This is a genomic window from Streptomyces sp. RPT161 (assembly GCF_027533845.1).
GTDB lineage: Bacteria > Actinomycetota > Actinomycetes > Streptomycetales > Streptomycetaceae > Streptantibioticus_A > Streptantibioticus_A silvisoli_A.
Genome location: NZ_JAPZVN010000028.1, coordinates 1 through 26,927, shown reverse-complemented (window position 1 = coordinate 26,927; position 26,927 = coordinate 1). Strand labels below are relative to the sequence as shown.

Below are 26,927 nucleotides of genomic sequence, written 5' to 3'. Positions count from 1 at the left end.
CTCTGGCGGCTCCTCAGCGGCGGGCGGCGAGGGAAATCGGACCGGTTGTTCGTCCTCCATCCAGTCCAGGAGTGGCGCCTTGAACGTCTCAGTTGTGCTGTTCACCTCTGATCTTCGGTTGCACGACCATCCACCGTTGCGCGCGGCGTTGGACTCCGCGCGGGAGATCGTGCCGCTGTTCGTCTGCGATGACGGCATCATCGACCTCGGCTTCGCCGTCCCCAACCGTCGGGCGTTCCTCGCGGACTGCCTGGCGGATCTCGACGCGGGGCTGCGCAGGCGCGGCGGTCGCCTCGTGGTACGGCACGGTGATGTCGTGGCGCAGGTGTGCGACGTCGTCACCCAGGCCGATGCCGACCAGGTGCACATGGCTGCCGGGGTCACCAGGTACGCCCAGCGTCGCGAGGAACGGCTACGGGAGGCGCTTGAGTCGCGCGGCCGACACCTGTACAGCCACGACAGCGTGGTCACGGCGGTCGCGCCGGGAGCCGTGACGCCGCAGTCATCGGACCACTTCGCCGTCTTCACGCCCTACCACCGCCACTGGGCGCGGCAGCCGCTGCGTGATGTGTTGGGGGCGCCACGCGTGGTACGGGTACCGGACCATGTCGGTTCGGACGAGATTCCCTCCCGCGACGATGTCCCGGGAGTCGCGGAGCGGCTGCCGGCAGGTGGCGAGACGGAGGCACGGAAGCGGTTGGCGGCATGGCTGCGCGGAGAGTTGGCCCAGTACGCGCGGAACCACGACGACCTGGCGGGGGACGCCACGTCCCGCCTCTCAGCCCACCTGCACTTCGGGACCGTCTCCGCCGTCGAACTCGTCCACCGCACCCGCCGCGTACGCGGTCCGGGAGCCGATGCGTTCGAACGGCAGCTTGCCTGGCGAGACTTCCACTACCAGGTGCTGGCCGCCCGGCCCCAGGCGGCGACTGTCGACTACCGCCCGCGCAACGATCGTTGGCGGTCGCAGGACGAGGCCGCCCAGGAGATCACCGCGTGGAAGGAGGGCCGCACCGGCTATCCCGTGATCGACGCAGCCATGCGGCAGTTGCGGCACGAAGGCTGGATGCACAACCGTGTTCGCCTGTTGACGGCGAGCTTCCTGACCAAGACGTTGTACGTCGACTGGCGCGTCGGCGCCCGCCACTTCCTCCGGTTCCTGGTGGACGGCGACATCGCCAACAACCAGCTCAACTGGCAGTGGGTGGCCGGGACCGGAACTGACACCAGACCGAACCGGGTCTTCAACCCGCTCGCCCAGGCCAAGCGGTACGACCCCGACGGTACGTACGTCCGCCGCTGGCTGCCCGAACTGGCCGGACTGCCCGGGCCCGCCGTCCACGAGCCGTGGAGACTCCCCGCCCACGAGCGCGCCGCGTACGACTACCCCGAGCCCGTTGTTGACCTGTCGGAAGGGCTTGCCCGGTTCAAACACTTCCGAGGACTCGGCTGAGCCGACGAAATGGACGCCCGCACTCCCGAACAACGTGCGGGCCTGGCGAGTTCGCTCGGCGGGGCCCGCCGTCCCGAAGGGGCCTTCGTCAGCGGTGCGTCGGCCGGATGTGTTGCCGCGGAATGTGGTGGGACCGCACGGATCCCGAAGGAGGACGTCGCCGTGCGCCACCATGCTCACTCCGCTGGAGGACTGCGGCGCTTCCAATCACCACTCCGAGCACTGCGCCAAAGACGATGCTGTACCCGCTTCCCGCGGAGAGCGCTGCGAGCGTAGCGCCCAGAACACCGCCCAGTACCCCCGTACAGAGGATGAGCCTGCGGATCTTCACGTCCACGAAGAATCACTCCCTCTCGGCCACAACGACTTCCCACGCCGCACTTCTGCGCGCATGGCCGACAGCACGTCACTGGATGAGAACCCGTGCCGGTGCACTGCCGGTGCCGCCCGCATCACCAGCCATCGGCTATCGGAATCTGGCTGGTGCCGTGGGCAGTACCCCTGTGCCGCAGGCTCAGCCGCTCAGGCAGAGGCTACCGGAAACCGGCTTGAGCCCGCCGACCAGGTCGACCCGTGTTTCCACGGCACCCATGACGAACTCCCTTCCATCGGTGCGGTGTGCGTTCACCGACTCCCCTGTCCCAACCCACCCCGCACATGTGCTGATTCACTCGAAAGACTGCTACCGAGGAGTGGCCGAGACGCAGCACACCTTCGGCTACCGTGCTTGTTGGCCCCGAGGGAGCCTTCGGCGGGAGGTGTTGCCGGCGCCACGGTCGGCAACCGCCCACGCACTTGCGCTGACCCCGGCGATCAGCGGGATGCTCAGCAATATGAATGCCTGCATGAACGGTCCTCCTTGTGCCGGCGATCGGATTCATCACGCTTGCAGTGCCCGGGGAACGTGTGCCCTGGACCCGGCGCATCATCCCTACTCCCGTAGGTCCGCATCGGGGCACCGGTTCCGCTGTCGCTGATGTCGAGGTGCGGCGGGCCCAGGTTGACGGCACGAGTGTGCCCCGCCCTCGGAAAGCTCAGTGGCATATCAGCGTGCTCGTCGGGCAGAAACGTCGTAGGCCACCCGGCGGTTTCCCCCGTACGCCGGGTGGCCGTTCCCTTGTCCGCCACGGCCCTGCGGGCAACGGGGCTTGTCGTGCGGCCCCTGGCCGGGTGACATCGACTACCAGCTCACCGTGTGGTCCGCGGAAGTCAGAACAGCCAACATCACCAGGTCCGCCACGCCCAGACCGAGCCCCAGACAGGCACGGGTGCGGTGGCGGGTGCCCCGGATGAGCGCCAGGCCGCCGAGGACGATGGCGAAGGGACCGAACAGCACGTTGAACACCAGGATGCCGACCAACCCGAAGATGAACGACGCGGCGGCCATACTGTTGGCATACTGCCTGGAGGCTGGACGGTCGCGTACGGGAGCGTCGGTGTCCATACTCTCTCCTTGAAACTCACTTGGGTCCGGGGTCAGTTACCTCGATCGGCCAGCCTGCCGCCTGCGCACGAGGTAGACGGCCAGCCAGCAGGTGATGACGGTCGCGATGGCAACAACGGCGGGCAACGGCAGGTGTACAACCGCGCCCAGCAACACACCGAACAGCGTGAGCGCGGCAACGAGGAAGAGCATCTCCATACCCCTCTTCAGTTCTCGGTAGGGATGTGTCGGAAGACGCGCGCACTCTCGCGGCTGCCCGGACGCAGCCACTGGAAACGGGCACGTGTCCGCGGACCGCGTGCCTTTTCTCACATTGCCGTGAAGTCGGCCGTTGTGTCTGGGCCGATTCCCAACCTGCCTTTCCGCAGCGCTACTTGGGCGCCTGGTCCCCATGGCGCCCCCCTGCGAGGGCTAGCGGAAGTCGCTCGGGACGTACGCGTTGGTCCAGTGCGCGTACGCGAGGCGGTCAGCGGCCGTCAGGGCCGGGCCCGTGACGCGGTACTGCCGGTAGAAACGGCGTCCCTGGTCGATCCGCACTCCGCGCACCTGAAGCTCGGCGTGTCGCAGCAGACGGTGGCGACCTTCAGCGCAGGTCGGCTGGCAGGTGTTGATGTCCAAGGTCCCCGTGCTGACCGCCACCGGGGCACCCCAGCCGCTCCAACGCAGACCTGTGAGGGCCACGTGGTAGGTCACCTGGAAGGTGCTCGGGCGCACCGAAGGATGCTGGGACAGGTCCTCCAGCCGGATCGTCGGTCCCGAATCCAGCGGCCGCGCGGCCGACAGCACGGCGACGACTGTGAAGGCGAGGACGGAACGCAGCATCACGGTGCGACCAGGCATGGCTCGTCTCCCTCGGCTGAGGTGCCGCCCCTACCGACCGGCAAGGCAGCCCGAAAACACCAGGCTAAGCCACCCCCCCGCTCCCCGCCCGTCGGAAACTTCCGGCCACCCGATCGCCGCCCTGCCTGGCTCAGTTCAAACGGACCGAGGCGCGCGGCTGTGTGCTCCGAGGCCCTCCGACCGGATCATCAAGCTGCTGACCCGGGCCGGGCTCGCCATCGCCACACAACTCGTGCAGAAGCAAACCCGACTCCAAACGCCCAACGGGTTGCGTCACCAATTGAGGGTCGAGCATTGCTCTCCTCACTGTCATGGCTTGCCTGCCGACAAGGAGTTGACGGCCCAAGGCGTATTCAGGTTTTCTGATTCGATGTCTGACCTCCGCATCGAGCAGCCGGACAGTGACGCCGAGTTCGAAGACTGGCGGTATGTCCACAACGTGGTCATTCCCACCCACATCTTGTCCCTGGACGAGGTAAGGGAACGCGCCCAGCGCAATCACCTTGAAGTCGCGTATCTAGGGGACGCGCTGGTGGGCTGTAGTACCGTCCGCCCGCCGACGGCGGACACAACGATCGCCACCGTGATAGCCCGTGTGCTAGCTGAATACCGCGGCCGCGGTTTCGGCGAGGAACTCTATGCACGGGGGTTGCGACGAGCACGAGAGCTTGGCGCGGAAGCAGTCGAAACTGTGGTCCTGTCCTCCAACGTGGACGGGCTGCGGTTCGCGCAAAAGCATGGGTTCTTCGAGGTGGAGCGCTACCTGCTGCCCGGGGAGACCATCCCCTGGATCAGCTTGCGGCTTTCCTGACCCGGCCGGCGGCTTTCGGAACCCGGCCTCGTCCAACGCCGGTGCGCGGCTGGTCAGGCAGCGACGGCCCTGCCCAACGGGCTTGGTGGCCTGGGTCCTTGTCACTCGTGCCCGGGTGAGGTCAGGTTGGGTCCATGAACGATCTCATCGGGATCCGCGACATAGCGGACCAGTACGGTTTGGCGTTCTCAACCCTGCACTACTGGGAACGCCGTGGGCTGATCACCGCGCACCGGCGGTCCGGGCAGCGCTACTACGACGCGGACCAGCGGTACCGCATCGCGCTGATTCGACTGTGGCAGTCGACCGGACTGATGAGCCTGGACGAGATCGACTCCGTGCTCCGCGGGCGGACCAGTACCAGCGACTGGCGTGAGATCGTCACCGATCGCATCACGGCGATCGACAACCAACTGGAGCAGCTGCGTACCGCCCGTGGCTACCTCAACCACCTGCTGTCCTGCCCCCGCGACAACCCCGCGGCGGAATGTCCTGAGCTACGCCGGGAGATCGCCTGGAACGGGAACTCGGTCAGCCACACGGCACACGGTGTTGCACTCAACTTGGGTTGAGCCGCTGCAATGGGCGCCACGTCCCATCCCTACGACGAGGAGTGTCCATGACCGAGAACGTCAAGACCCAACACGACTGGCAGTCACCCGAATACGTCGAGCAGTGGATCAACTACGTCGCTTCCGACGGGGAACGTCGCCAACTCCGACTGCGGCGCGCCGCGTCACTGCTGCCGCTGGCGGACTTGCCCCACCCGCGGGTCCTCGACTTGGGGGGTGGCTATGGTGAGTTCAGTCGGCAAGTGCTCGCCGAGTTCCCGGAAGCCGGTGTGTGCCTCCAGGACTACTCCGCCCCGATGCTCGACCGGGCCAGGAGCGTACTTGCCGAATTCGGCCCGCGGGTGGTCTATCGACGCTGTGACCTGCGTGACTCTACGTGGATCGAGCAGGTTGAAGGGCCGTTCGATGCGGTGGTGTCTTCGCTCACGACGCACAATCTGGGTGATCCGGACGCCGTTCGCCGGGTATACGGTCAGGTGCACTCGCTGCTGCGTCCTGGTGGCTGGTTCTTCAACCTGGATTTGGTGCTGGATGTGGTGATGTCATCGTCACGCACTCCACTTGCCGCACTCTACGCCCGGGGTTCCGGCCACCCCCACGGCGCTCACGTCCACGAGGACGCACCCGGCGGAGCGCGGTTCGCCGAACTCACGCTGGAAGGTAATCTGGCCTGGCTGCGCGAAGCGGGATTCGACGAGGTCGACTGCGTGTACAAGGAGTTCGACCAGGTCTTCCTCGCCGCGCATCGGCGCAACTGAGCGGCTGCCGTCGCTTCCAGCGGACTCCTCATCCGCCACGTGGGGAACACAGGCGCGGCCCCGCCCCTGGCGGCGAGCTCCCGAACCGACCGGTCAAGCGCCCGTACCACCGCGTTGGAACAGGGCCGCCCACAGGAAGTGCTCGCCGAAACACTCGGAGTCGGGAGGCTCGTCGCGCATCCGACGAAGTTCGATCTCCGTGAGATCGGCGAAGATCCAGCGCAGGGCATGCCGTGAATAGCCGAGTCCCCCGTGCAGGCAGAACTCGCGGTAGAGGTCGATGTCGGCCAGTTCGCAACCCATCGTCCCCGCCGCGAAGCAGGTGAGGGCGAGATGGCCACCGGGTGCGAGGGAGCGATCCAGTAGGGCGCGGTAGCTGATGCGTCGATGCGGCGGCAGGTGGTGGAAGCAGCCCGAGTCGACGATCAGGTCGTACGGGCCGGTCAGCTCGCCGGTCAGCGCGAAGGCATCGCCGCAGTGGTAGCCGATGTCGACTCCGGCTTCACGGGCGCGCTCCTCGGCCCATTCGATGGCTGTGGGAGAGAGGTCGACGGCGTCCACCCGGAAGCCACGGGATGCCAGGTGGACGGCGTTGCGGCCTGGGCCGCAGCCCAGATCCAGGGCGCGGCCCGGGGCGATCAGGCCTCGGTCCAGGTACGACACCAGGCTTTCGTCCGGCTTCGCCACGAAGAACGGCACCGGCCTGGCACGGTCTGCGTAGAAGTCGTCCCACCAGGTCGCGGCGCCGTCCGTCCAACGGTCGGTTGCCGGTACGAACAGGCTGTCCAGGAGCTTGAGCAGGTCATCCACCGAGCGGACGTCACGGTCCATGAGTTCCCCCTCAACGATGAGTGAGATCGTACGGTCGAATGCTGCTCAATCCCAGCTCAGAGCGGCGGGCGCGATTGGCTGAGCTGGCGCTGGGGGCGGCTGCGCGAGGGTCGGAGGGAGTCACCTCCGACCATGTGCACCCGTTCGCCGGTGCTCCGGCCAGGGGCCGTTGTGGAGACGTTACGGGCGGGGCTCAAGTGACTTTCTGGCCCAAGCTGGATCCGGTGCCGCCAGTGCGCGACAGCCGCGTCATCGGGCGACCGGTCAAGTGCAAGCGCGTTGCCGGTGGTTGCGGCCATCCCGTACGGCAGGCGGAACAGGTCGTCGGCGTCGCGTTGGGCGGTACCCGTCGGGCCACCCCACGTCAATGGCAATGTCCGCCCGGCTCAGCAAGGGGAAGTTCGGCGGCCCAGTGGCCGCCGAAGCCCAGGCCGAGAAAGCGGACCGGTCGGCGGTACCGCTCACGAGGCGCCCTCCCCCGCCGGGGTGCCCGGCGCCGACCGTGTGCAGGCCGCTTGCACGGCATCGTTGTTGAGAGGGCGCCTTCGCGGTGCGCAAGTCCGTTGCCGACTGGATTCAGCCTCCCTCTCGTGGCTCAGACGCGGAAGGCCGCGACGTAGCGGCGCGGATCGCGTCCCAGGTCCGTCTCCCAGCGCCGCGCGCACTGCTCGGCGAAGGTCTCCCCCGTGTGCAACACCTCGTCGAGTGGATCGAGGTAGTCCAGGGCCTTGGGACGTTCCAGCCCCGCCTCCACCCGCGCCCGCAACCCCGCCCGCGCCAACCGCACCAGTTCACGGGCGAGTTCGTCCATCCGATCCCCACCCAGCATGGTGTGCAGCCCTTCGACCGGCAGCCTGAGCATCGCCGTGCGTTGCTCCTCCACGCTGTACTGCCGCAGTAGTTCCCATGCCGCATCGCGGGACGGCGGGTGGTAGCTGAGCCCCACCCACAACGCGGGGACGGCGGGGATGTGTTGGTACGGGGGGCCGTCCGCCGCGCGGAGTTCCAGGGTGCGCCTGGCCCTTACGTGCGTCCAGGTCTGCGTCATGTGGGAGACCCAGTGCGCGAAGGTCGGCATCGAGCCGTCCTCGAAGCCCTGCTCCAGGATCGTGGCGAACGGCCGGTCGGGGGCGGGCTGGTACCGACCGTCCGGCCCCAGGTAGTAGATCATGGGAAGACGCAACGCCCAGTCGATGATGTGATCGGCGCCCACGTCACCGCGCAGGGCCGGGCCCATAACACCGCAGCGCTGGGGGTCCGTCCACAGCCAGTCATGGGACCGGTGCGACAGCAGCCCGGTCAACCGGCCGTTCTGCAACGGGGAGTTGACGAACAGCGCGGCGACCACCGGTGAGGCCGCCGCCTGCATCCGGAGCTTTCGGGTGAAGTCCTCGTGGGAGAAGAAGTCCAGATGTACCTGTGTGCACAGCGACATCGACAGGATCTTCGGGGCGTCACGACCCGCGTCGCCGATGCGGGCGAAGAAGTCGCGCATGACCCTGCCGCGGCTCATGGGCACCCAGGGGATGCTGTCGATCTTGTCGAACGGCAGGTAGGCGCCGGGCAACAGGGCCCAGCCGAAGCGTTTGACGATCTCCGACAGGCGCTCAAGGGCGGCTCGTGCGTCGTCCACCACCGTGACCAGGTCGGCTGCCGGGGCGGAGGAGTACTCCACCTGGCCGCCGTGTTCGAGGCCGATCAGGACACCATCCGACAGTTTGACGCCGATCAGCTCTCCGGCGTCGTGCTGCGCCTCCCCGCCCCACTCGGCGATCAGTGTCTCAAGGATGGCCTTGACGCCGTTCCTTCCCGTGTACGGGGCGGCGAGTCCGGTCTCAGGGTCGACGATGCCACTCTCGATCTCAAGCCCGATCCTCTCCGAAGGGCCGGCCGACGGGGCGAACAGCGATCTGAGCTCGTCACGCTGTAGCCGGGTGGTGTTCACAAGCAGGTCTCCTTACCTCCTCGCCGACGGCTGCGCCCGCCCCGTACGCCGCGCCCGCCCGGTGGGCGGGCCGGTCCAGCAAGCCGACCGGGGAAGTCGAAGCTCTCGTCGGACCTGTGCACCTCGCGTCGTCTCGTTGTCAGCGTGGATCAGTACGCCATCACGGGCAACCAGGCCACACCGGGGTGGAGGTTTCCCGGACACGCGCGGCGTCGGTGCCCGTGCGATGTCGCCTGGATTCGTCGTCCCACGACCGCGCCTGTCAGGGAACCTTGACAAGCAGTCGCGTCAGGCTAACCTGACAGCATGGCTGATGAGGACACACCGGCCACGCTGGCCGGGAAAGTCACCAACAAGGACCCCGCCGTGGGGCTGCAGGCCGTGGTAGCGCTGCGCCGCCTGCTGGAGGAACTGGAACGTCTGCACGTCGACAACGCCCGTGATCAGGGCTGGACATGGCAGAGCATCGCGACGGCGCTACAGGTCAGTCGGCAGACGGTGCACGAGAAGCACGCGGGCAGGCGCAAGGCCATGGGCAAGGAGGACTGAGGTGTTCGAGTACTTCACCGACCGCGCCAAGCGGGCTGTGGTGGCGTCGCAGGACGAGGCGCTTGCCTTCCGGCATGACTTCATCGGCACGGAGCACATGCTGCTCGGACTGGCGGGCACCGACGAGAGCACGGCCCATGAGGTACTGGCTGAGCACGGCGTCGACGTGTCACGGGCGCGGGACGAGACCGTACGGCTTTGGGAGGAAGCGGGAGTCGTCGGCACCGGCGGCCAGGCCGCCAAGGACGCGCTCTCCTCGATCGGTATCGACGTCGAGGAGATCCGGAGGCAGGCGGACAGTACCTTCGGCACGGGCGCGTTCCAGTACCCACGGCCCGCCTACACAGCGCGGGCCAAGAAGGCACTGGAACTCTCGGTGCGCGAGGCCCGAGCGCTGGGCCACGAAGACATCGGCACCGAGCACGTGCTGCTCGGCCTCCTCGCGGAGGGAGAGGGCCTCGCCATCAAGGTGCTGACCGCACTCGAAGTCGACGTCGCCGCGCTGCGCCAGACGATTCTCAGCCGGGTGGCACCGCAGGCTTCGTAGAACGGCGCGGCTGAGCGTCAACTCACCATTTGACCAAGGCCGTTGCGTCGTTCCCTGAGCCGGGGGGAGGCAGTGAGCACTCACTGCCTCCCACCGCGCTCGCTTCTTACGCGTTCGTCATGCCGAAGCCTGGGCGGAGCCGCGGTGCAGTGCCGTGAGGACCGACTGATGGGTGATCCAGCCGACCAGCCGAGTGCGGCCGTCGTCAAGGACGGGAAGTCCCGCGCCGTCGGCGGACACCAGGGCGTCGAGCGCGGCCGACAGATCGGTGCCGATAGTGACGGGGTGGGGAAGGTGGGCGATGGCGGCGACGGTGGTGGCGTCGTGGGCGCCGTCGGCCAGGGTCTCCGCGGCGGTACGGGCGGTGGCGGCGCCCAGATATGTGCCGTCGGCGGCGATGACGGGCAGGATGCCGTGCGGTGAGCGGGTGAGCGCGGCGGCGGCCTCGGCCAACGGCAGGGTTTCGTTGAGGGGTTCGGGGACCGGCTCCATCACCGTGCCGACCGGGACGCCGACCAGGGGTGCGGTGGGCGGGGTGTGGTCGAGGTCGATGCCGCGCCGGCGCAACTTCAGTGTGTAGATGGTGTCCCGGGACAGCATCCGGCTGGTTCCGGTGGCCAGGACGATGGCGGTCATCAGGGGCAGGATGATCGAGTATTCGCCGGTCAGCTCGAACATGATGATCACGGCGGTGATCGGGGCCCGGGCGGCTCCGGCGAAGACCGCGCCCATGCCGATCAGCCCGTACGCCCCGACCGGACCGGTCACGCCGGGGGCGAGATGGTGGGCGGCGGTGCCGTAGGCGGCACCGAGCATCGCGCCCATGAACAGCGACGGCGCGAAGACACCGCCGGAGCCGCCGATGCCGATGGTCAGGCTGGTGGCGACGATCTTTCCGACGAGCAGCAGGAGGAGGAAGCCGATGACGTACTTGCCGTCCACGGCGTTCTCCAGGACGGGGTAGCCGACCCCGTACATCTGCGGCAGTACCAGCAGCAGAGCGCCCAACAGCACACCGCCGACCGCCGGGCGGGCCCACTCCGGGCCGCGCCAGGCGAAGTCACAGGCGTCCTCGATCCAGTACAGGACGCGGGTGAAGCCGACGCCGACCGCTCCGGCCAGCACCCCCAGCGCGGCGAACAGCAGGTACTCGGAGAGGTGTTGGACGGAGAAGGCGGGCAGGTGCAGGAACGGAGTGTTGCCGAAGGCGGCCCGGCCTATGACGCTCGCGGTGACCGAGGCGAGGACCACCATGCCGAAGGACTCGGCGGTGAAGTCCCGCAGGATCAGCTCCATCGCGAAGAACACTCCGGCCAGCGGCGCGTTGAACGTCGCCGCGATGCCGCCCGCCGCGCCACAGGCCACCAGCACCTTCATCCGGTCCTCGGCGACCTTCACCACCCGGCCCAGCGTCGAGCCCAGCGCGGAACCGATCTGGACGATCGGCCCCTCACGACCCACCGAACCGCCACCGCCGATGCACAAGGCCGAGGCCAGTGACTTCACGACCGCCACCTGAGGTGCGATCCGCCCACCGCGGCGCGCGACCGCGTACATCACCTCGGGCACCCCGTGCCCGCGGGCCTCGCGGGCGAACCGGTGCACCAGCGGGCCGTAGGCCAGACCGGCGAGCACCGGGGCGAGCAGTACGAACCACGGACCCAGCCACGGTGCATGCGGGTTGGCGGCGTGCCCGGCGGCGGCGTAGTCGGAGTGGCCGGACAGCAGCGAGGTGAACGTCTTGATCAGCCAGCGGAAGGCGATCGCGCCGAGGCCCGCACCGGCCCCCACCAGCAAGGCAAGGACCAGTAGCCCACCTTTGGCTTCCCGTAGCAGGGCTACGGCGGCGGGCAGGCCGCGCGGCACGGCGGGCGCGTCACGAGGCTGCGGGTGGGCGGGGTCAGCGGTCAGCTCCGGTCCGTTCATCATTTTTGCATTATGCAATATGAACCTTTGCCGTGTGCAAGAGTGCGCCACCCTGTGCGAGGCCGAGCGGCTCGGAAGCGTTGCGGAAGAGGTAGAAAGGAGCACATGTCGAAGCGCGCGCCGATCACGGACTCCTCCCCGCCCCCTGCCGACAGCCAGCAAGGGGCGGCCGAGAGCGCGGACGAGGTGGTCACCGCCGTGCTGACCGCCTCGCGGTTGCTGGTGGCGGTCTCCGCGCGGTCGTTGGCTTCAGTCGAGGAGACCTTGACTCTTCCCCAGTTCCGGATGCTGGTGATCCTGGACAGCCGCGGGGCGATGAACATCTCCCGGCTCGGCGAACACCTCGACGTCATCCCGTCCACCGCGATGCGCATGGTGGACCGGCTGGTAGCCGCAGGCATGCTGGAGCGCGAGGCCAGTCCCGCCAACCGACGCGAGGTCTTCATCGATCTCACCGATGCCGGACGTCGAGTGGTGCGCGAGGCCACCGAGCGGCGGCGGGCCGAGATCGCCCGCATCGTCGCCGCCATGCCGCCCGCCCAGCGCACGGGCCTCGTGGCGGCACTGCAGGCGTTCACGGAGGCGGGCGGCGAACCGACCGCCCACGAGCGGCCCGGCGTCGGAAGCGCCTGGTGAGCCTCAGGGTGCGGTGAAGTCGCGTCGCACCGCCCGGCACTCTGGGCGCATCAGCCACACCGTTAACCCGCTGCTACGGCTGGACTTGCGGCACAACCGCACGGCATCGACACGAGATGCGTGCCCTACCGGCGCGTGCCACGCTGATCTCGGTGGAGACGCCTCCCACACGCCACCTCACCGAGGAGTGAGACCGAAATGGCAAACAGGGATCGCGACCCTTACAGCGATGCGGACTTCATAGAGGACATGACCGAGGAGACACTCGCGTCCCAAGAGCAGGAGCGCCAGCTGCGCCAGCGCCAGCAGGAGCAGCAGCGCGCCCGGCAGACGGACGATGACGGCACCTATTTCGACCAGGACGACTTGGACGACCTTCAGTAAGCGTGGCTTTCACCCCTGACCGACCACGCACCGCGCAAGCCGCGCCTACCGGACGGCACGTGGCAGTTGCTGCCGCGCGACGGAGGCCGGTCATCCCTTGGGGGGAATCGCGGTTGGAGAGACGTTCCGTTTGCCGACGGGACTGGCAGGATCCCCCAGCAGTTGTCACGAGCCGAGGGGTGCCGCGGGTGAACAGGGTTGCGGGGATGGGGCGTTGGTGCGTCCGCGTGACGGTGGGCATCGCCACGTCGGGGGCACTGGTGGCGGGCGCGCCGTCCGCGTTCGCGGGGGGCGCGGGGTGCAACGACAGGACGTGTCTCAGCGTCGACGGCCGCGGTCTTCATGTCGATGCGGTGAGCGCGTCCACCACGTGGGGTGGTGACTTCACCGGCCACTTCCACATCTACGGTGGCGGGCTCAACGCCAACAGCCCGACGGGGTTCTGGGGTTACCACCAGAAGTACACCGTGCCCGTGGGGCGTGACCTGCCCAACCACGCGGTGGTCTGCGCCGAGGGGTGGGAGCACACCGGCAGCGGACCACAACTACGCGGCCGTGCCTGCGAGGAGGTCCGGTCCTGACGCCCCCACGCTCGGTGCGGCCCGATCGGTGAGTTGGCCACCGCCGTCCGGGCATGTCTGATTGGCTATCAGAAAGGGCGCGGCAGGCGCGTCCTGCGCGAAGGGACTGCGATGACGGAATCAGGAAACGAGCGGACCAACCCTGCGGCCCGGTTGGGGTTCGAGCACGGGCAGGTCGTCCAGGAGATCGGGTACGACGACGACGTCGACCACGACCTGCGCGAGGGGATCGAGTCCATCATCGGCCGGGAACTGGTCGACGAGGACTACGACGACGTTGCCGACGTGGTGCTGTTGTGGTTCCGGGACGAGGACGGAGACCTCACCGACGCCCTGGTGGACGCCCTGGGCCTGCTCGAGGAGGGCGGCATGATCTGGCTGTTCACTCCGAAGACGGGACGCGACGGCTACATCGAGCCCAGCGACATCAGCGACGGCGCCCAGACCTCGGGCCTCTCCCAGACCAAGTCCATCAGCGTCGGCAAGGACTGGTCGGGCACCCGCCTCGCCAGCCCCAAGCGGTAGTGGTCGCAGCCCCTGGCCACGTTGCCCTCACTCTGGCGAAGTCGCCGCCACGGCCGCCTCGAAGGAGAACAGGCGGTCCACCCCCGTCAGCCCGGACGGGGCGAGGCGGCGGTCCGGGTCGCCGGATTCGTCGGCGCCGGGGAAAGTGGATCACTTCTCGGGCGCCGAGTCGTGTGAGGTGGTCCATCGCCGAGCCGTACAGGCCGGAGCCGGTTCCGCTGCCAGCCAGATACGGGGAGACCTCGTCCTCGGCTGTGTAGGGCCGCAGGTGGAGATGGGTTCTCGCGTCGGACACCACCACCGTTCCGCCTCCTCGGCAGCCGTCCCTCTTCCAGCCTGCCTCCCCCGGGGCCTGGCACACCAGGGGCCGCAACAGGTCTCGGCCCGAGCCGCGGGGCCGCGCTGGAGGAGCCAGAACAACTCGCCGATGCCCGCGTGGTCATCTTGCGCATGTCGCGGATGTCCACTATCGATGCCAGCGGCACTCTTGTCCTCAGGGACGCCGTCGACGAACTGGGCAGGCGTGGGATCAGGTCATCGCTTCGGGCATCAGGGACGACCAGCTACGAGTACTGGACGCGCTCGGCGCTGTCGGCCAACTCGCCGCACACACCCAGCCGTTCACCGTCCGGTCCGGGGTACCAGGCGATGCCCGCGACCGCGTGGACGACGCGGGTGCGCGCCGGGCCCCGACGACCCGCCCGACCGCGTCGTCGAAGTGGCGTCCTCGTGGCAAGCCCGTCCGCGGCAACTCCGCGCAACGAAAGGGCATGTGAGACACGTATGACCATCCAGTGGCGTTACACCAACCGTGATGATCTGGGCATCCTGTCGCTGTCCGGCTACCTGGGCGCCGAGGCGGTCGCCCGTTTCGCGGGGGCGGTGGGATGGGCGCTGGCGCGCGGTGCCGGGCCGGTGATCCTGGACCTCACCGCGTTGCACGGCTGGTCGCCCGCCGGTCAGGTCGCCGTGCTCGACGCCGCCCGCCGCCTCGCCGCGCACGACCGGCCGCTGGAGCTGGCCGCCATCCCCGCCGACGGGTCGATCGTGCCAGCCGGTGAGCAGCCGCCCATCGCCGTGCACTGCGACCTGGCCACCGCGCTCACCGCTCACCAGCCCTTGAGCGCCGAAAGGCGACAGGAGTGGCGTACCGCCGACTGGGTCGAGGAGGGCGCACCGCCGGTGGCCTGATCCGCCCGCGAGGCGCACGCCAACGGTTCGCGCCCCCACGCCGTCACAGCACGCGGCGCCGTTGGCTCCGAGAACGGCGGCGCCCCGCGCCGCACGTCAACGCTCGTGTGGCGGGCACCTACACGGTGGCGGAGACGGGCGCCTGTTCAGGGACGAGTGGATGCGCTGTGCCGTGTGCCGCTACGTGGATCGTCTGGTCGGTGGGCGGTGGGGCGTCGGCGCTCGTGTAGGCGATGAGGGGGGTGGGGAGTTCGTGGCGGGCGGCGGGGTCCAGTTCGAGGCGGTAGTCGTGGCCGCGGAAGCCGGAGTTGATGATGCGGGCCTCGATGGTGTGCGGGCCGGAGGCGGCGGACAGCCGGAGTTGCTGGGGGCGCAGCAGTACGACGGCGTCTTCGGTGCCGTTGGAAGCGCCGTCGGTGAGCGGTAGTTCGCCGAACGCGGTGATGGCGTGGTCGGCGGCGAGTTTGGCGGGGATCAGGTTGGCCTCGCCGAGGGTGCGCGCCACGCCGGTGTCGGCGGGCCGGTGGTAGAGGGCGTGCGGGGCGTCGGCCTGGACGATTCGACCGTCCCGCATCACGGCGATGACGTCGGCGAAGGCAAGGGCCTCGTCCACGTCGTGGGTGACCAGGACGGCGGTGGCGCCCGCGCGGCGCAGTGTGGTGGCGACCTCGGTGCGCAGTTCGGTGCGCAGGGCGGCGTCCAGTGCGGCGAACGGCTCGTCCAGTAGCAGCAGTTCCGGCCTTGGGGCCAGGGCGCGGGCGAGCGCGACGCGTTGCTGCTGGCCGCCGGAGAGCTGGTGGGGGTGCCGGTCGGCTAGACCGTTCAGGCCGACGAGGTCGAGCATCTCGGCCACCCGCTCCCGGCGTTCGGCGCGGGGCAGCCCGAAGCCGACGTTGGCGGCGACGGTCAGATGCGGGAAGAGAGCGCCGTCCTGCGGTACGTAGCCGATGCGCCGACGTTCGGCGGGGATCTGGGTGCGGTCGTCGTTGAGGGTGCGCTCCCCCACCGTGACCTTGCCGCTGACCGGCTGGTGGAAGCCCGCGATGATCCGCAGCAGGGTGCTCTTGCCGCAGCCGGAGGGCCCCAGTACGCAGGCCAGCGCGCCGTTGGGGACGGTCAGTTCGAGGTCGCGCAGCACGGTGGTGTGACCGTGCGCCGCGTGCAGCTTGCTGATCGACAGTCCGCTCATCTCACGCCTTTCGGGTTCGCGGGGTGCCGAGGGTGCGGCGGGTGAGCAGCACGACGGCCGGGATGGACAGGGCGGTCATCACGGCGGCGTACGGAGCGGCGGCGCCCCAGGACAGATCGGTGGTGTAGGCCCAGAACTGGGTGGCCAGCGTCTCGGTCCCGGTCGGGCGCAGCAGCAGCGTGGCGGTCAGTTCGGTGCTGGCGGTGAGCGCGACCATGGCGAAGGCGGCGCCGAGGCCGGGCAGGATCAGCGGCAGCGTCACCCGGGCCAGTACCGCCAGCGGGCGCACGCCCAGGGAGCGGGCGGCGTCCTCGACACCGTGCGGCACCTGGGTGAGTGAGGCGCGTACCGCGGTCAGCGCCAGCGGGAAGAACAGCACCGCGTATCCGGCGACAAGCATCGGGGGCTGCTGGTAGACGGCCGGTGCGTAGCGGATCGCGAAGAAGACCACGGCCAGCGCCACCGCGATGCCGGGCAGCGCCCTGGTGAGGTAGACGGCACGTTCCACGGCCCGGGCCAGTCGGGTGGCCCGCCGCCAGGCGTAGAGCGCCACCGGCACCGCGGCGGCGGTGGCAGCGGTCGCCGCGGCCAGCGCGTAGCCCAGCGTCGCGGCGGTGGCCGACAGGATGGAAGTCGACGGCAGGGTGGAGGAGTTGCCGCGCGCCGTCCAGTAGACGAGCGCGTACACCGGCACCCCGAGCGTCACCGCGACGAGCGCGGCCAGTGCCGAGGTCGCGGGTGCCTTCCAGTGGCCGAGCGGCTGCGGGGCGCAGGGGCGTGCGGTGCCGCCCTCGCGCACCACGCGGCCACGGCGTGCGGAGCGCGCGTCGAGGGTCACCACCAGCAGCGCCAGGGCGACCAGGACAAGGGTCAGTACGCTGGCGGACTCGGTGTCGAAGGCCGTCTCGTACTCGGTGTAGATGGCGGTGGCGAAGGTGGTGAACCGGAGCATCGCGAACGCGCCGTACTCGCCGAGCAGATAGAGCGACACCAGCAGCGCGCCCCCGGCCAGCGCGGGCCTGGTCTGCGGCAGCGTGACGCGCCACAGGGTCGCCAACCGGCCGTGTCCCAGGCTGCGCGCCACCTCCTCGGCGGCGGCGTCGCTGCGCCGCAGCGTGGCGGCCACCGGCAGGAACACCAGTGGGTACAGCGAGGAGGTCATCACCAGCGCCGCGCCCCAGTAGCCCTGTACCGACGGGAACAGCGAGACCCAGCAGTAGCCGTGCACGAACTCCGGTACGGCCAGCGGCATCGCCAGTGCCACGGTCCAGGCGCGGCGGCCGGGGAGGTCGGTGCGCTCCACCAAGTAGGCGGCGCCGAAGCCCACTACCAGCGTGGCGGCGGTGACCAGCACCGTCAGTGAGACGGTGTGCCACAACAGGGTGGCGATCAGGGGGCGTTGCAGCAGACGGGCCGCCGTGGCCCAGCCGGACTGCCCGGCCTGGAGGCCGAGGAACACCAACGGGCAGGCCACCAGCAGCGCGACCAGTCCGGCCACCGCGGGCAGCACGCGGCCGGCCGGCCACCGGAACACCGGTGGCCGGCTCGGCCGCGTCAGTGAACGCAGGATGCTCACGACAACAGGCCCACGCTCTGCAGCAGTTGCAGTGCCTGTTTGCCGTCACCGAGGTCGCTGGCCGGGACCACCGCACCGGCGTCCTTGAGCGGGCGGCTGACCTTGTTGTTCTGCACCCCGGCGGCCAGCGGGTACTCGTAGCTGTGCGAGGTGGCGATGATCTGCTGGGCGGGCTTGCTGGTCAGATACGCCAGGAACGCCTGGGCCGCGGCCTGGTGTTTGCTGTTTGCCAGGATCCCGGCGCCGGAGACGTCCACCATCGAGCCGGGGTCGCCCTGCTTGAAGTAGGCCAGCGCGCTGTGGATGCCGGAGGCGCCCTGCTCGTCCCGCAGCCGGTACCAGTAGTAGTGGTCGATGACGCCGCCCTCGGCCTCGCCGCGGTTGATGGCGGCGACCAGGTCCTCGTTGCTGGCGTAGACCTTGCTGTTGGCTTTCAGGCCCTCCAGCCAGGACTTGGTGGCGGCCTCACCGTCGGCCTTGATCATCCTGGTGACGATCGGGGAGAAGTCGGTCTCGCTTGGTGCGATGCCCAGTTTGCCCTTCCAGGCCGCCGAGGCCAGGTCCTTCACCGAGGAGGGGGCCTGTGCGGCGGACAGCTTGCCCGTGTTGAAGGCGAACACCGCCTCGCGGGCGGAGACGCCCACCCAGTCTCCCTTGGCCGAGCTGTCGCCGGACGGTACGGCGGCCAGCGTGCTGGAGTCGGCCTTGGTCAGCAGGCCCTTCTCCTCCAGCGTGGTCAGCGCGGGCGGGTTCTCCGCGAAGAACACGTCCGCTGGCGAGGCGGCGCCCTCCTGGAGGATCTGGTTGGCCAACTCGGCCTCGTCGCCGGAGCGGACGTTGACCTTCACACCGGTGCGCGACTCGAAGCCCTTCACCAACTCGTCCACGGTCTGCTGGTGCTGGCCGCTGTACAGGGTTATCGACTGGCCGTTGAGCGACCCGCCCGACGCGGACGAGGAGTTGCCCGGCGTCTTCGAACCACCGCATCCGGTCAGCACCAGCGCCGACGCGGCGGCAGTCGCCAGTACCGCCGTGGTCCGGCGCACGGACCGTGGAACTACGACAGGCATGGGCCCTCCGAAGTGAGACGCAAACGAGCCGTCGACCGACGGAACCCGCCTGGGTCTGCGCCGCGGCCCCAACCGCTTTCACGGACTTTCCCGCCCGCCCGGCACACACCCGACCAATGAAGCAAGGCGTACCTTACTTAGGCAACCCTTGGCTTCACACCAGTCCGGACAGCGGTTTCCTGCCATCACCCAGCCCAAAAGCAACTGTTCGCCCGGTTTTGGGGAGCGATTTTTGACCACCGCATGACCCTTCCCACACCCCCGCGCCTCCCAACCGTGATCCAAGCGTGACGCCTTGGCGGCAGCCGGTCAGGCCGGATCGCCCGAGTGTTCCGGGCGGGGGGCACGGACCGGGGTGAACAGCGTCAGTACCGCGGTGACCAGGCAGCACGCCCCGGCGACCAGGCACACCGCCGCCGTACCGCAGCGCTGCGCGGCCCAGGTGAGGGCGGCGGCGCCCACGGGGGCCGCCGAGTAGTGAATGGTCCAGAACGCCGAGGTGACCCGGCCCAGCAGATGGTCCGGGGTGACTTCCTGCCGCAGCGACATGGAGCACGTTCCGGCCACGCTGACACACCCCAGGAACCCGGCGGCCAACGCCCCGATGACCGGCACGCTAGCTGCCGAGCCGATGCCCGCCAGCGCCAGCCCGCACACCGCCACGCCGCCGATCCACGTCATCCCGAAGCCCAGCACCCGGCGGATCGGGGCGACGAGCAGCGCCCCGGTGATCGTGCCCACCGCGCCGACCGCGAAGACGGTGCCGACCGCTCCGTCGCCCTGGCCGAGATCGTGCTTGAGGCGGTAGACGATCAGGTCGTTCAGCCCGAGCGTCAGGAAGCAGAACACCGACAGCAGCACGGTCAGCGTCCGCAGCACGGGGTGCCGCCGCAGGAACGCCGCTCCGGCCAGCAGCTCCCGCCACGGCGTCCCGCCGCCGGTCCGCTCGTCCTCCCGCGGCCGCCCCCGGAACCGTACGAAGCTCACGCAGGCCGCCGACACCCCGAAGCTCGCCGCGTCCACGCCGACCGCCGCGCTCGGACCGAAGCGCGCCGCGACCATCCCCGCGAACACCGGGCCGACGACTCCGGCCGCCGCGGCCGTGGCGTTCAGCCTGCCGTTGGCCCGCGTGATGCGGGCTCCGGGGACGAGCGCCCGTACGGCGGTGACATAGGTGACGGAGAACAGCATCCCCACCGCCTCGCCCAGCGGCAGCACCACGTACAGCAGCCAGATGTGCGGGCCGAACGCCCAGGCCAGCGGGACCAGCCCGTAGAGCACCATACGGGCGAGGTCACAGACGACCAGCAGCATCCTGCGGTCCAGCCGGTCCACCACGACCCCGGCGAAGACACCGGCGACAACGGACGCCGCACCAGCCACCGCCGTCAGCAGGCCCATCTGCGCCACCGACCCCGTCGCCCGCAGCACCAGCAGCGGCAGGGCGATCAGCGCGAAGGAGTCGCCGACGACCGAGAGGGTCTGCGCGGCCCAGAAGACACTGAAGTCACGGTCACGCCACAGCGGACGCGGTCGGCCCAACGCAGGCCCGTGGTCGGCGAGTTCGGCCATGGCCGGAGGCTAACGCAGCGGCGTGGAGTAATGCTCGGCATTTTCCGGCACCGCACGGGGCGGGCGCACGGCGCGCCAGCGGCCGTGACGTGGAGGAAAATGGCCGGGAGGTGACCGTGATGACGCCCTGGCGGCTTCGGACCCTGGAGGAAGGCGACCTGGACCAGATGGTGCGCATCTGGGAGGAGTCGCGCGACAGCACTTCTGACCCAGCGGTGAGCCTCGCCGAAGTGGTGAGCGCCCTGCGGATGGGCGCGCCTGCCGTGGTGGCCGTGGTGGGCGACCAGGTCATCGGTGCCGCGGTCTCCTCGACGGCGCAGGAGCGGGGCTGGGTGCTGCGGCTTGCGGTGGCCCGTGAGTGGCGCCGCCACGGCATCGGATCGGCGCTGCTGGCCGCCCTTGAGGAGCGGCTGGCGCAGGCGGGGGTGCGCCGCATCGGGGCGCTGCTGCCGCCGGGCGAGGTCGGCGAGCACTCCTTCATCCACTCCGGTTACGCCGGCCGACCCGATCTGACGTACTTCGAGAAGCTGCTGACCGCGGACTCGGCGGAGGCCACCATCCTCGACCAGCTCGGTGGCGCGGTGCCGGAGGACGGGCTGTGGGACGGCATCGCGGGCATGACCGCGGAGAAGGCACTGATCGAGCGACGGCTGGTACTGCCGCTGGAGCATCCGGGCGTCGCGCGGCACTACCGCTTGGTGCCGCCCCGCGCCGTGGTGCTGTTCGGGCCGCCCGGTACGGGCAAGACCACCTTCGCGCGGGCGGTGGCCTCGCGACTGCGCTGGCCGTTCATCGAGGTGCTGCCCTACCAACTCGCTGAGGACGCACACGGGGTGGCCGATGGGCTGCGCCAACTCTTCTCGCGCGTCGAGCACTTGCAGCAGCTGGTGCTGTTCTTCGACGAGGCGGAGGAGATCGCCTCGCAGCGGCATGACCCCACCACCCTGGCGCACCGGGTGACCAATGAACTGCTGAAGCTCATCCCGCAGTTCAGACGTGGTGACCGCAGACTGCTGATCTGCGCGACCAACGCCGTACGGTCCCTGGACCCGGCCTTCCTGCGGCCCGGACGCTTCGACTACCTGATCCCGGTGGGGCCACCGGACGCCGAGGCCCGCCGGGCCATCTGGATCCGCTACATCGGCCCGGACCGGGCGGCCGACGTCGACCTGGAGGCACTGGTCGAGGCCAGTGACCGCTTCACCCCCGCCGACATCGAGTACGCCGCGCGCACCGCCGCGCAGACCGCCTTCGAGCGGCACCTGGCGGCGGAGTCACGGTCAGCACCGGCACCGGGCCAGCTCACCGGCGACTATCTGCGGGCCATCGCCGACACCCGTACATCGCTCACCGAGGACGACATCCGCGCCTTCGACCGTGACCTCAGAGCGGCCGCCCGCGTCTGAGGCGCCCAAGGCGGCCGACCGCGGGGACCTCGCTCGCGTCCAGCCGAGCGGCACGGCGCGCCGGGACGGGCCGGAAGCCGCTCTCGCCCCGCACCCGTGTCGAAGCGGATCCTACGGTCAGGCGTCCGGAAAAATGACATGTCCGGACCGGATCTGGAGGAGCCTGGATGCCGCACGAACGAGCGGGACGGCCCGCACAGCCGTCCGACCTGGTGGACATCGCCCGGCTGGTTACCGCGTACTACGCCCTGCACCCTGATCCCGACGACCCCGCCCAGCGCGTGGCCTTCGGTACCTCCGGGCACCGCGGCTCGTCGCTGGCCACGGCGTTCAACGAGGACCACATCTCGGCCACCAGCCAGGCGATCTGCGACTACCGGGACAGACAGGGCACCGACGGCCCGCTGTACCTCGGCGCCGACACCCACGCGCTGTCCGAGCCCGCGCGGGTGACCGCCCTTGAGGTCTTCGCCGCCAACGACGTCACAGTGCTCATCGACAGCGCCGACGGCTACACCCCCACACCGGCCGTCTCGCACGCCATCCTCACCCACAACCGGGGCCGTAGCAGTGGCCTTTCGGACGGTGTGGTGGTCACCCCGTCCCACAACCCGCCCTCCGACGGCGGCTTCAAGTACAACCCGCCGAGCGGCGGCCCCGCGGACTCGGCTGCGACCTCCTGGATCCAGGACCGCGCCAACGAGCTGATCGCCGGCGGCCTCAAGGACGTACGTCGGCTGCCGTACGCCCGCGCGCTCTCGGCGCCGGCCACCGGCCGGTACGACTTCCTGGAGCGCTACGTCGAGGACCTGCCCAGCGTGGTCGACCTGGACGCGGTGCGCTCGGAGGGAGTGCGCATCGGCGCGGATCCGATGGGCGGCGCGTCGGTCGCCTACTGGGAGCGGATCGCCGAGCAGCACCGGCTCGACCTGACGGTGGTCAATCCGCTGACCGATCCCACCTGGCGCTTCATGACGCTTGACTGGGACGGCAGGATCCGTATGGACTGCTCCTCGCCCTACGCCATGGCCTCGTTGATCGCGCAGCGCGACAAGTACCAGGTGGCCACCGGCAACGACGCCGACGCCGACCGGCACGGCATCGTCACACCGGACGGCGGCCTGATGAATCCCAACCACTACCTCGCGGTGGCCATCTCCTACCTGTACTCGCACCGGGACCAGTGGCCGCGCACCACCGGAGTCGGCAAGACCCTGGTGTCGTCCGGCATGATCGACCGGGTGGCCGCCGAGCTTGGGCGGCAACTGGTCGAAGTACCCGTTGGCTTCAAGTGGTTCGTGGACGGACTGCTGGCCGGGACGCTCGGCTTCGGCGGTGAGGAGTCGGCCGGGGCCTCCTTCCTACGGCGTGACGGTTCCGTCTGGACCACCGACAAGGACGGCATCGTCCTCGCCCTGCTCGCCTCCGAGATCATCGCGGTGACCGGCAGGTCTCCGTCCTGGCACTACTACGCCCTCACCGACCGCTTCGGCGAACCGGCCTACGCTCGCATCGACGCGCCCGCCACCAAGGCCGAGAAGGCGGTCCTCGCCAAGCTCTCGCCGGAGCAGATCACCACGGACACCCTCGCGGGCGAGCGGATCACCTCCGTCCTCACCGAGGCCCCCGGCAACGGGGCCCCGATCGGCGGCATCAAGGTGTGCACGCGCAACGCCTGGTTCGCGGCCCGCCCTTCGGGCACCGAGGACGTGTACAAGATCTACGCCGAGTCCTTCCTCGGCCCCGACCACCTCAGCCAGGTCCAGGAGGAAGCCAGGTCCGTGGTGTCGACCGCCCTCGCCAGCGCGCGGTAGCGGCCGCGCCGACGCCGCGCGGCTCCGCTGGGGAAACGCGGCATCCGCGATGCGGCCGGCCCTCCCGAAGCCCCAACGGATTCGGGAGGGCCGGTACGCGACGCCGGGCTACCGGCCGTCGTCCGGGGTGTGCGCCGCGATCGGGTTGCCTGTCCAGCGGGATTCGGGTGGCACCTGTTCGCCGCGCATGACCAGGGAGGCGGGGCCGATCGTGGTCGCCGTGCCGACGGCCGCGCCCGGTAGCACGATGGAGTTCGGGCCGAGGGTGGCGCCGCGGTGTACGTGCACCGTGTCGACACGCATCAACCGGTCGTGGAACAGGTGCGTTTGCAGTACGCATCCGCGGTTGACACTCACCGCGTCGTCCAGCCGTACCAGGTCCGTCTCCGGCAGCCAGTGGCTTTCCAGCCACACACCGCGGCCGATGCGCGCACCGAGGGTGCGCAGCCAGGCGTTGAGCATCGGGGTGCCGGTGATGGCGGTGCCCAACCACGGCATCGCCAGTGACTCGACGAAGGTGTCGTACAGTTCGTTGCGCCACACGAACGAGCTCCACAGCGGGTGTTCGCCGGTCCGGAAGCGGCCGACCAGCAGCCACTTCGCGGCGGTGGTGAGCAGGCAGGCGACCACTCCCGCCACCAGTAGGACCGCACCGCAGACCGCGCCCGCGGCCAGCCGGCCCAGGCGGTCGACCGCCTCCTGCATCGCCACGAACACCAGGTCGGCCAGCGCGGCGGCGCACAACAGCGGTAGCACGCGGCACAGTTCGACCGCAGCCCGAGCCACGACCAGGCGCCGGGGCGGGTCGAAGGTGCGGGCCGGGTCGGCGTCGTCGGTGGCCCTGGCCACGGTGACGCCGGGCCGCCCCAACCAGGATGTGCCGGGTTCGGCGTGCGCGGGGGCGTCGGAGAGCACCCCGATCAGCGCCCGGTCGGGTACGTGGCGGTCCGGCCCGACGATGCCGGAGTTACCGACGAACGCGCGAGAGCCGACCGACGAGCGCCCCAAGTACATCCATCCACCGCGCAGTTCGAGGGGCGCGAGCAGAGTGTCGTCCGCCAGGAACGCCCCGTCGCCGACGGTGGTCAACCGCGGTAGCACCAGCGCGGTGGAGACCTCCGCCCGGCGCCCCACCGAGGCACCGAGCAGCCGCAGCCACGCCGGGGTGAACAGGCTCGCGTAGCCGGGGAAGAGGACCGAGCGAGCCTGGTCCATGGCCCGGGTGGTCACCCAGGCGCACCACGCCGCCCGCCCGTGCGCCGGGTGGAAGCCGGGGGTGAGACCCCGCCCGGCCAGCCGTACCACCCCGGCCAGCAGTGCCGCGTAGCAGACCGTCACCAGTACGGTGGCCGGGGCCGCCCACGCCAGGAGTTCGCCGAGCAAGGCGGTCAACGTGGTCGTGCCCTCCGCGACCCGGCCGAGCAGCGCGACCGCCGGAAGTGCGGCCAGCAACGGCAGTACGGCGAACCCCAACAGCCCGGCGCCGTAGGCGACATGCCACCGGCGCGAGGTGCCGTGCCGTGGGGCAGGCCAGTCGCGCCCGGCTTCGGTGGCGGGCCGGGCCGGGCTGCCGGCCCACAACTGGCCGTCCGGCACCGTGCCGTGCACGCTGGATCCAGCGGCCACCTCGGCCCGGTCGCCGATCACCGCGCCGGGCAGCAGTGTGCTGCGGGCGGCCACCCGGGCACCGGCGCCGACGCGTACCGCGCCGATCCGCAGCAGGTCACCGTCCAGCCACCACCCGGCGAGGTCGACCTCCCGCTCGACCGCGCAGCCGTCGCCGAACTCGGCCAGCCCGGTGACCGGCGGCATGGCGTGCAGTTCCACGTCGCGGCCGACGGCACACCCCAGCGCACGGGCGTAGCGGCTGGCCCAAGGGGTACCGAGCAGCGCGGGCACCCCGAACGTGCCCGCGATCCGCTCCGCCGCCCACAGGCGCAGATGTGTACCGCCACCTCGCGCATGGGTGCCGGGGCGCAGTCCGCGGGTCAGCAGTCGGGCCGCGCCCGCGCCGATCGCCACTCGGGCGGGCGCGCTGTACAGCACCACCCAGCCGGCCGCGACCAGCCACCACGAGGTGTGCCTGGCCCACGGCAGCGGTTCGGCGATGTTGTCGATCGCGGCCAGGACGAGCAGCCAGCGCAGCCCGGTCACCGCGAACAGCCCGGCGAGCACGAGGCTTTGGACGAATCCGGTGCGGCGTGGTGTCCGGCGCACCTCGCGTCGTGACCGGGAGCCCCGCGCCGATCCGTCCAGCCGTGCGGCCAGTGCGCGCAGCGAGGGATGGCGGTAGATGTCGGCGACCGAGACCTCCGGGTAGCGCTCGCGCAGCGCCGACACCAGTGCGGCGGCGGTGAGACTGCCGCCACCGAGTGCGAAGAAGTCACTGTCACTGGACACTCGCAGGCCCAGCACCTCGTGCCACCGCTCGGCGAGCCAGGCTTCGGTGCCGGTCAACGAGGCCTCGGGGCCGCCTTCGCCGCTCGTCCCGGCGAGCGGTACGGGCCACGGCAGGGCGTCGCGGTCGACCTTGCCGGAGGTGCGGGTCGGCAGTTCGGCTACGAGCGCGAGCACGGGGACGAGCGCGTGCGGCAGCTGCTCCAGGAGTCGTTCGCGTGCGAGGGCGGTGTCGAACTCGGTGGTACCCGGCGCCTGTTCAGGTACCAGGTAGCCGACCAGCGTCCGTCCCCCGGTGGCGGTGCTCCGCACGGCCGCGGCGGCCGCCGCGATCCCCGGCAGCGCCCGCAACGCCGCGTCGATCTCGCCCAGTTCGATCCGGCGGCCGGCCAGTTTGACCTGCTCGTCCACGCGGCCGAGGAAGACCAGGCCCTCTCGGTCGGCACGTACCCGGTCGCCGCTGCGGTAGACGCGTCCGCCGGGCAGGGCCGGGTGCGTACGGAACCGCTCGGCGTCCTTCGCCGGGTCCAGGTAGCGCGCGGTGCCGACCCCTGAGATCAGCAACTCCCCGCTCTCGCCCCAGCGGACGGGGTGGCCGTCACCGTCCACCACCGCGAGGTCCCATCCGTCCAGCGGCGCGCCGATCCGTACCGGCTGGCCCGGCAGCAGAGGTGCCGCGCAGGCCACCACGGTGGTTTCGGTGGGGCCATAGGTGTTCCACAGCTCGCGGTGTCCGGCGGAGAGCCGGTCGACCAGCTCGGGCGGGCACGCCTCGCCGCCCAGGATCACCAACCGGACCCGCTCCAGGTACTCAACAGGCCAGAGCGCGACCAGAGTTGGCACAGTGGAGATCGCGGTGATCCGCCGTTCCACCAGCCAGGGCCCCAGGTCGCCGCCGGTGCGGACCAGC

24 protein-coding genes are annotated in these 26,927 nt (G+C 70.1%); 13 read left to right on the top strand and 11 right to left on the bottom strand.

Going from position 1 to position 26,927, the window contains the following annotated elements; translation table 11 throughout:
• Window positions 1–79: 79 nt before the first annotated feature.
• On the top strand, window positions 80–1,453 hold the full coding sequence (locus O5O46_RS32080; RefSeq protein ID WP_269859159.1) for a cryptochrome/photolyase family protein: 1,374 nt from the start codon (window positions 80–82) through the stop codon (window positions 1,451–1,453).
• A gap of 1,180 nt (window positions 1,454–2,633) precedes the next feature.
• Here the strand turns inward: O5O46_RS32080 and O5O46_RS32075 are convergent.
• The 3 genes from O5O46_RS32075 to O5O46_RS32065 form a co-directional block, all read right to left on the bottom strand.
• Complete coding sequence (locus O5O46_RS32075; RefSeq protein WP_269859158.1) at window positions 2,634–2,897, bottom strand: DUF4190 domain-containing protein; 264 nt, start codon at window positions 2,895–2,897, stop codon at window positions 2,634–2,636.
• Window positions 2,898–2,933: 36 nt separating this feature from the next.
• Complete coding sequence (locus O5O46_RS32070) at window positions 2,934–3,095, bottom strand: hypothetical protein (protein ID WP_269859195.1); 162 nt, start codon at window positions 3,093–3,095, stop codon at window positions 2,934–2,936.
• A 213-nt stretch (window positions 3,096–3,308) separates the two neighbouring features.
• Window positions 3,309–3,737, bottom strand: coding sequence for a hypothetical protein (locus tag O5O46_RS32065; RefSeq protein ID WP_269859157.1), 429 nt, complete (start codon window positions 3,735–3,737; stop codon window positions 3,309–3,311).
• 370 nt (window positions 3,738–4,107) lie between these two features.
• Between O5O46_RS32065 and O5O46_RS32060 the strand changes: the two genes are divergently transcribed.
• From O5O46_RS32060 to O5O46_RS32050, 3 genes are all read left to right on the top strand, one after another.
• The gene (locus O5O46_RS32060; protein WP_269859190.1) at window positions 4,108–4,548 is read left to right on the top strand and encodes a GNAT family N-acetyltransferase; all 441 of its coding nucleotides are present in this window, start codon (window positions 4,108–4,110) and stop codon (window positions 4,546–4,548) included.
• 134 nt (window positions 4,549–4,682) lie between these two features.
• Window positions 4,683–5,120, top strand: coding sequence for a MerR family transcriptional regulator (locus O5O46_RS32055; RefSeq protein WP_269859156.1), 438 nt, complete (start codon window positions 4,683–4,685; stop codon window positions 5,118–5,120).
• A gap of 47 nt (window positions 5,121–5,167) precedes the next feature.
• Window positions 5,168–5,878 carry a class I SAM-dependent methyltransferase gene (locus O5O46_RS32050; RefSeq protein ID WP_269859155.1) on the top strand — a complete coding sequence of 237 codons (711 nt, stop codon included), beginning with the start codon at window positions 5,168–5,170 and terminating at the stop codon, window positions 5,876–5,878.
• A gap of 93 nt (window positions 5,879–5,971) precedes the next feature.
• On the opposite strand, the gene O5O46_RS32045 is transcribed toward O5O46_RS32050, so the two are convergent.
• The gene (locus O5O46_RS32045) at window positions 5,972–6,709 is read right to left on the bottom strand and encodes a class I SAM-dependent methyltransferase (RefSeq protein WP_269859154.1); all 738 of its coding nucleotides are present in this window, start codon (window positions 6,707–6,709) and stop codon (window positions 5,972–5,974) included.
• Between the two features lie 595 nt (window positions 6,710–7,304).
• Complete coding sequence (locus O5O46_RS32040) at window positions 7,305–8,654, bottom strand: glutamate-cysteine ligase family protein (protein ID WP_269859153.1); 1,350 nt, start codon at window positions 8,652–8,654, stop codon at window positions 7,305–7,307.
• 306 nt (window positions 8,655–8,960) lie between these two features.
• On the opposite strand from O5O46_RS32040, the gene O5O46_RS32035 reads away from it, so the two are divergent.
• Window positions 8,961–9,203 carry a helix-turn-helix domain-containing protein gene (locus O5O46_RS32035; RefSeq protein WP_269859152.1) on the top strand — a complete coding sequence of 81 codons (243 nt, stop codon included), beginning with the start codon at window positions 8,961–8,963 and terminating at the stop codon, window positions 9,201–9,203.
• A gap of 1 nt (window position 9,204) precedes the next feature.
• On the top strand, window positions 9,205–9,750 hold the full coding sequence (locus tag O5O46_RS32025; RefSeq protein WP_443072679.1) for a Clp protease N-terminal domain-containing protein: 546 nt from the start codon (window positions 9,205–9,207) through the stop codon (window positions 9,748–9,750).
• A 117-nt stretch (window positions 9,751–9,867) separates the two neighbouring features.
• On the opposite strand, the gene O5O46_RS32020 is transcribed toward O5O46_RS32025, so the two are convergent.
• On the bottom strand, window positions 9,868–11,559 hold the full coding sequence (locus tag O5O46_RS32020) for a chloride channel protein (protein ID WP_269859188.1): 1,692 nt from the start codon (window positions 11,557–11,559) through the stop codon (window positions 9,868–9,870).
• A 222-nt stretch (window positions 11,560–11,781) separates the two neighbouring features.
• Between O5O46_RS32020 and O5O46_RS32015 the strand changes: the two genes are divergently transcribed.
• The 5 genes from O5O46_RS32015 to O5O46_RS31990 all read left to right on the top strand — a co-directional run bounded on the left by O5O46_RS32015 (window position 11,782) and on the right by O5O46_RS31990 (window position 14,993).
• Entirely contained in the window at window positions 11,782–12,312 is a 531-nt protein-coding gene (locus tag O5O46_RS32015; RefSeq protein WP_269859151.1) for a MarR family winged helix-turn-helix transcriptional regulator, read from the top strand.
• Window positions 12,313–12,510: 198 nt separating this feature from the next.
• Entirely contained in the window at window positions 12,511–12,696 is a 186-nt protein-coding gene (locus tag O5O46_RS32010) for a hypothetical protein (RefSeq protein ID WP_269859150.1), read from the top strand.
• Window positions 12,697–12,902: 206 nt separating this feature from the next.
• Window positions 12,903–13,277 (top strand): hypothetical protein, encoded by a 375-nt coding sequence (locus tag O5O46_RS32005; protein ID WP_269859149.1) that lies wholly within the window; start codon window positions 12,903–12,905, stop codon window positions 13,275–13,277.
• A gap of 111 nt (window positions 13,278–13,388) precedes the next feature.
• Complete coding sequence (locus tag O5O46_RS32000; protein WP_269859148.1) at window positions 13,389–13,802, top strand: DUF3052 domain-containing protein; 414 nt, start codon at window positions 13,389–13,391, stop codon at window positions 13,800–13,802.
• Window positions 13,803–14,585: 783 nt separating this feature from the next.
• Window positions 14,586–14,993: an STAS domain-containing protein gene (locus O5O46_RS31990; protein WP_269859147.1), complete on the top strand. Its 408-nt coding sequence runs from the start codon at window positions 14,586–14,588 to the stop codon at window positions 14,991–14,993.
• Between the two features lie 118 nt (window positions 14,994–15,111).
• Here the strand turns inward: O5O46_RS31990 and O5O46_RS31985 are convergent, their stop codons facing one another.
• The 4 genes from O5O46_RS31985 to O5O46_RS31970 form a co-directional block, all read right to left on the bottom strand.
• Window positions 15,112–16,182 (bottom strand): ABC transporter ATP-binding protein, encoded by a 1,071-nt coding sequence (locus O5O46_RS31985; RefSeq protein ID WP_269859146.1) that lies wholly within the window; start codon window positions 16,180–16,182, stop codon window positions 15,112–15,114.
• A 1-nt stretch (window position 16,183) separates the two neighbouring features.
• Complete coding sequence (locus tag O5O46_RS31980; protein WP_269859145.1) at window positions 16,184–17,716, bottom strand: ABC transporter permease; 1,533 nt, start codon at window positions 17,714–17,716, stop codon at window positions 16,184–16,186.
• A 38-nt stretch (window positions 17,717–17,754) separates the two neighbouring features.
• A complete protein-coding gene (locus O5O46_RS31975) occupies window positions 17,755–18,828 on the bottom strand; it encodes an iron ABC transporter substrate-binding protein (protein WP_269859144.1) in 1,074 nt (357 codons plus the stop codon).
• A gap of 309 nt (window positions 18,829–19,137) precedes the next feature.
• Complete coding sequence (locus tag O5O46_RS31970; protein ID WP_269859143.1) at window positions 19,138–20,400, bottom strand: MFS transporter; 1,263 nt, start codon at window positions 20,398–20,400, stop codon at window positions 19,138–19,140.
• A gap of 110 nt (window positions 20,401–20,510) precedes the next feature.
• On the opposite strand from O5O46_RS31970, the gene O5O46_RS31965 reads away from it, so the two are divergent.
• Both O5O46_RS31965 and pgm read left to right on the top strand, forming a co-directional pair.
• Window positions 20,511–21,806 (top strand): ATP-binding protein, encoded by a 1,296-nt coding sequence (locus tag O5O46_RS31965; protein ID WP_443072677.1) that lies wholly within the window; start codon window positions 20,511–20,513, stop codon window positions 21,804–21,806.
• A gap of 167 nt (window positions 21,807–21,973) precedes the next feature.
• Window positions 21,974–23,620 carry a phosphoglucomutase (alpha-D-glucose-1,6-bisphosphate-dependent) gene (gene pgm / locus O5O46_RS31960; RefSeq protein ID WP_269859141.1) on the top strand — a complete coding sequence of 549 codons (1,647 nt, stop codon included), beginning with the start codon at window positions 21,974–21,976 and terminating at the stop codon, window positions 23,618–23,620.
• Between the two features lie 108 nt (window positions 23,621–23,728).
• Here the strand turns inward: pgm and O5O46_RS31955 are convergent.
• The coding region (locus O5O46_RS31955; protein ID WP_269859140.1) for a Pls/PosA family non-ribosomal peptide synthetase at window positions 23,729–26,927 on the bottom strand (3,199 nt) is incomplete at its 5' end.

What these genes read in the sequence shown, in the direction of transcription:
- O5O46_RS32075 (WP_269859158.1), bottom strand. Translation starts at nt 2,897, where the DNA reads ATGGACACCGACGCTCCCGTACGCGACCGTCCAGCCTCCAGGCAGTAT.
- O5O46_RS32070 (WP_269859195.1), bottom strand. Translation starts at nt 3,095, where the DNA reads ATGGAGATGCTCTTCCTCGTTGCCGCGCTCACGCTGTTCGGTGTGTTG.
- O5O46_RS32065 (WP_269859157.1), bottom strand. Translation starts at nt 3,737, where the DNA reads ATGCCTGGTCGCACCGTGATGCTGCGTTCCGTCCTCGCCTTCACAGTC.
- O5O46_RS32060 (WP_269859190.1), top strand. Translation starts at nt 4,108, where the DNA reads ATGTCTGACCTCCGCATCGAGCAGCCGGACAGTGACGCCGAGTTCGAA.
- O5O46_RS32055 (WP_269859156.1), top strand. Translation starts at nt 4,683, where the DNA reads ATGAACGATCTCATCGGGATCCGCGACATAGCGGACCAGTACGGTTTG.
- O5O46_RS32050 (WP_269859155.1), top strand. Translation starts at nt 5,168, where the DNA reads ATGACCGAGAACGTCAAGACCCAACACGACTGGCAGTCACCCGAATAC.
- O5O46_RS32045 (WP_269859154.1), bottom strand. Translation starts at nt 6,709, where the DNA reads ATGGACCGTGACGTCCGCTCGGTGGATGACCTGCTCAAGCTCCTGGAC.
- O5O46_RS32035 (WP_269859152.1), top strand. Translation starts at nt 8,961, where the DNA reads ATGGCTGATGAGGACACACCGGCCACGCTGGCCGGGAAAGTCACCAAC.
- O5O46_RS32015 (WP_269859151.1), top strand. Translation starts at nt 11,782, where the DNA reads ATGTCGAAGCGCGCGCCGATCACGGACTCCTCCCCGCCCCCTGCCGAC.
- O5O46_RS32010 (WP_269859150.1), top strand. Translation starts at nt 12,511, where the DNA reads ATGGCAAACAGGGATCGCGACCCTTACAGCGATGCGGACTTCATAGAG.
- O5O46_RS32005 (WP_269859149.1), top strand. Translation starts at nt 12,903, where the DNA reads ATGGGGCGTTGGTGCGTCCGCGTGACGGTGGGCATCGCCACGTCGGGG.
- O5O46_RS32000 (WP_269859148.1), top strand. Translation starts at nt 13,389, where the DNA reads ATGACGGAATCAGGAAACGAGCGGACCAACCCTGCGGCCCGGTTGGGG.
- O5O46_RS31990 (WP_269859147.1), top strand. Translation starts at nt 14,586, where the DNA reads ATGACCATCCAGTGGCGTTACACCAACCGTGATGATCTGGGCATCCTG.
- O5O46_RS31985 (WP_269859146.1), bottom strand. Translation starts at nt 16,182, where the DNA reads ATGAGCGGACTGTCGATCAGCAAGCTGCACGCGGCGCACGGTCACACC.
- O5O46_RS31975 (WP_269859144.1), bottom strand. Translation starts at nt 18,828, where the DNA reads ATGCCTGTCGTAGTTCCACGGTCCGTGCGCCGGACCACGGCGGTACTG.
- O5O46_RS31970 (WP_269859143.1), bottom strand. Translation starts at nt 20,400, where the DNA reads ATGGCCGAACTCGCCGACCACGGGCCTGCGTTGGGCCGACCGCGTCCG.
- pgm (WP_269859141.1), top strand. Translation starts at nt 21,974, where the DNA reads ATGCCGCACGAACGAGCGGGACGGCCCGCACAGCCGTCCGACCTGGTG.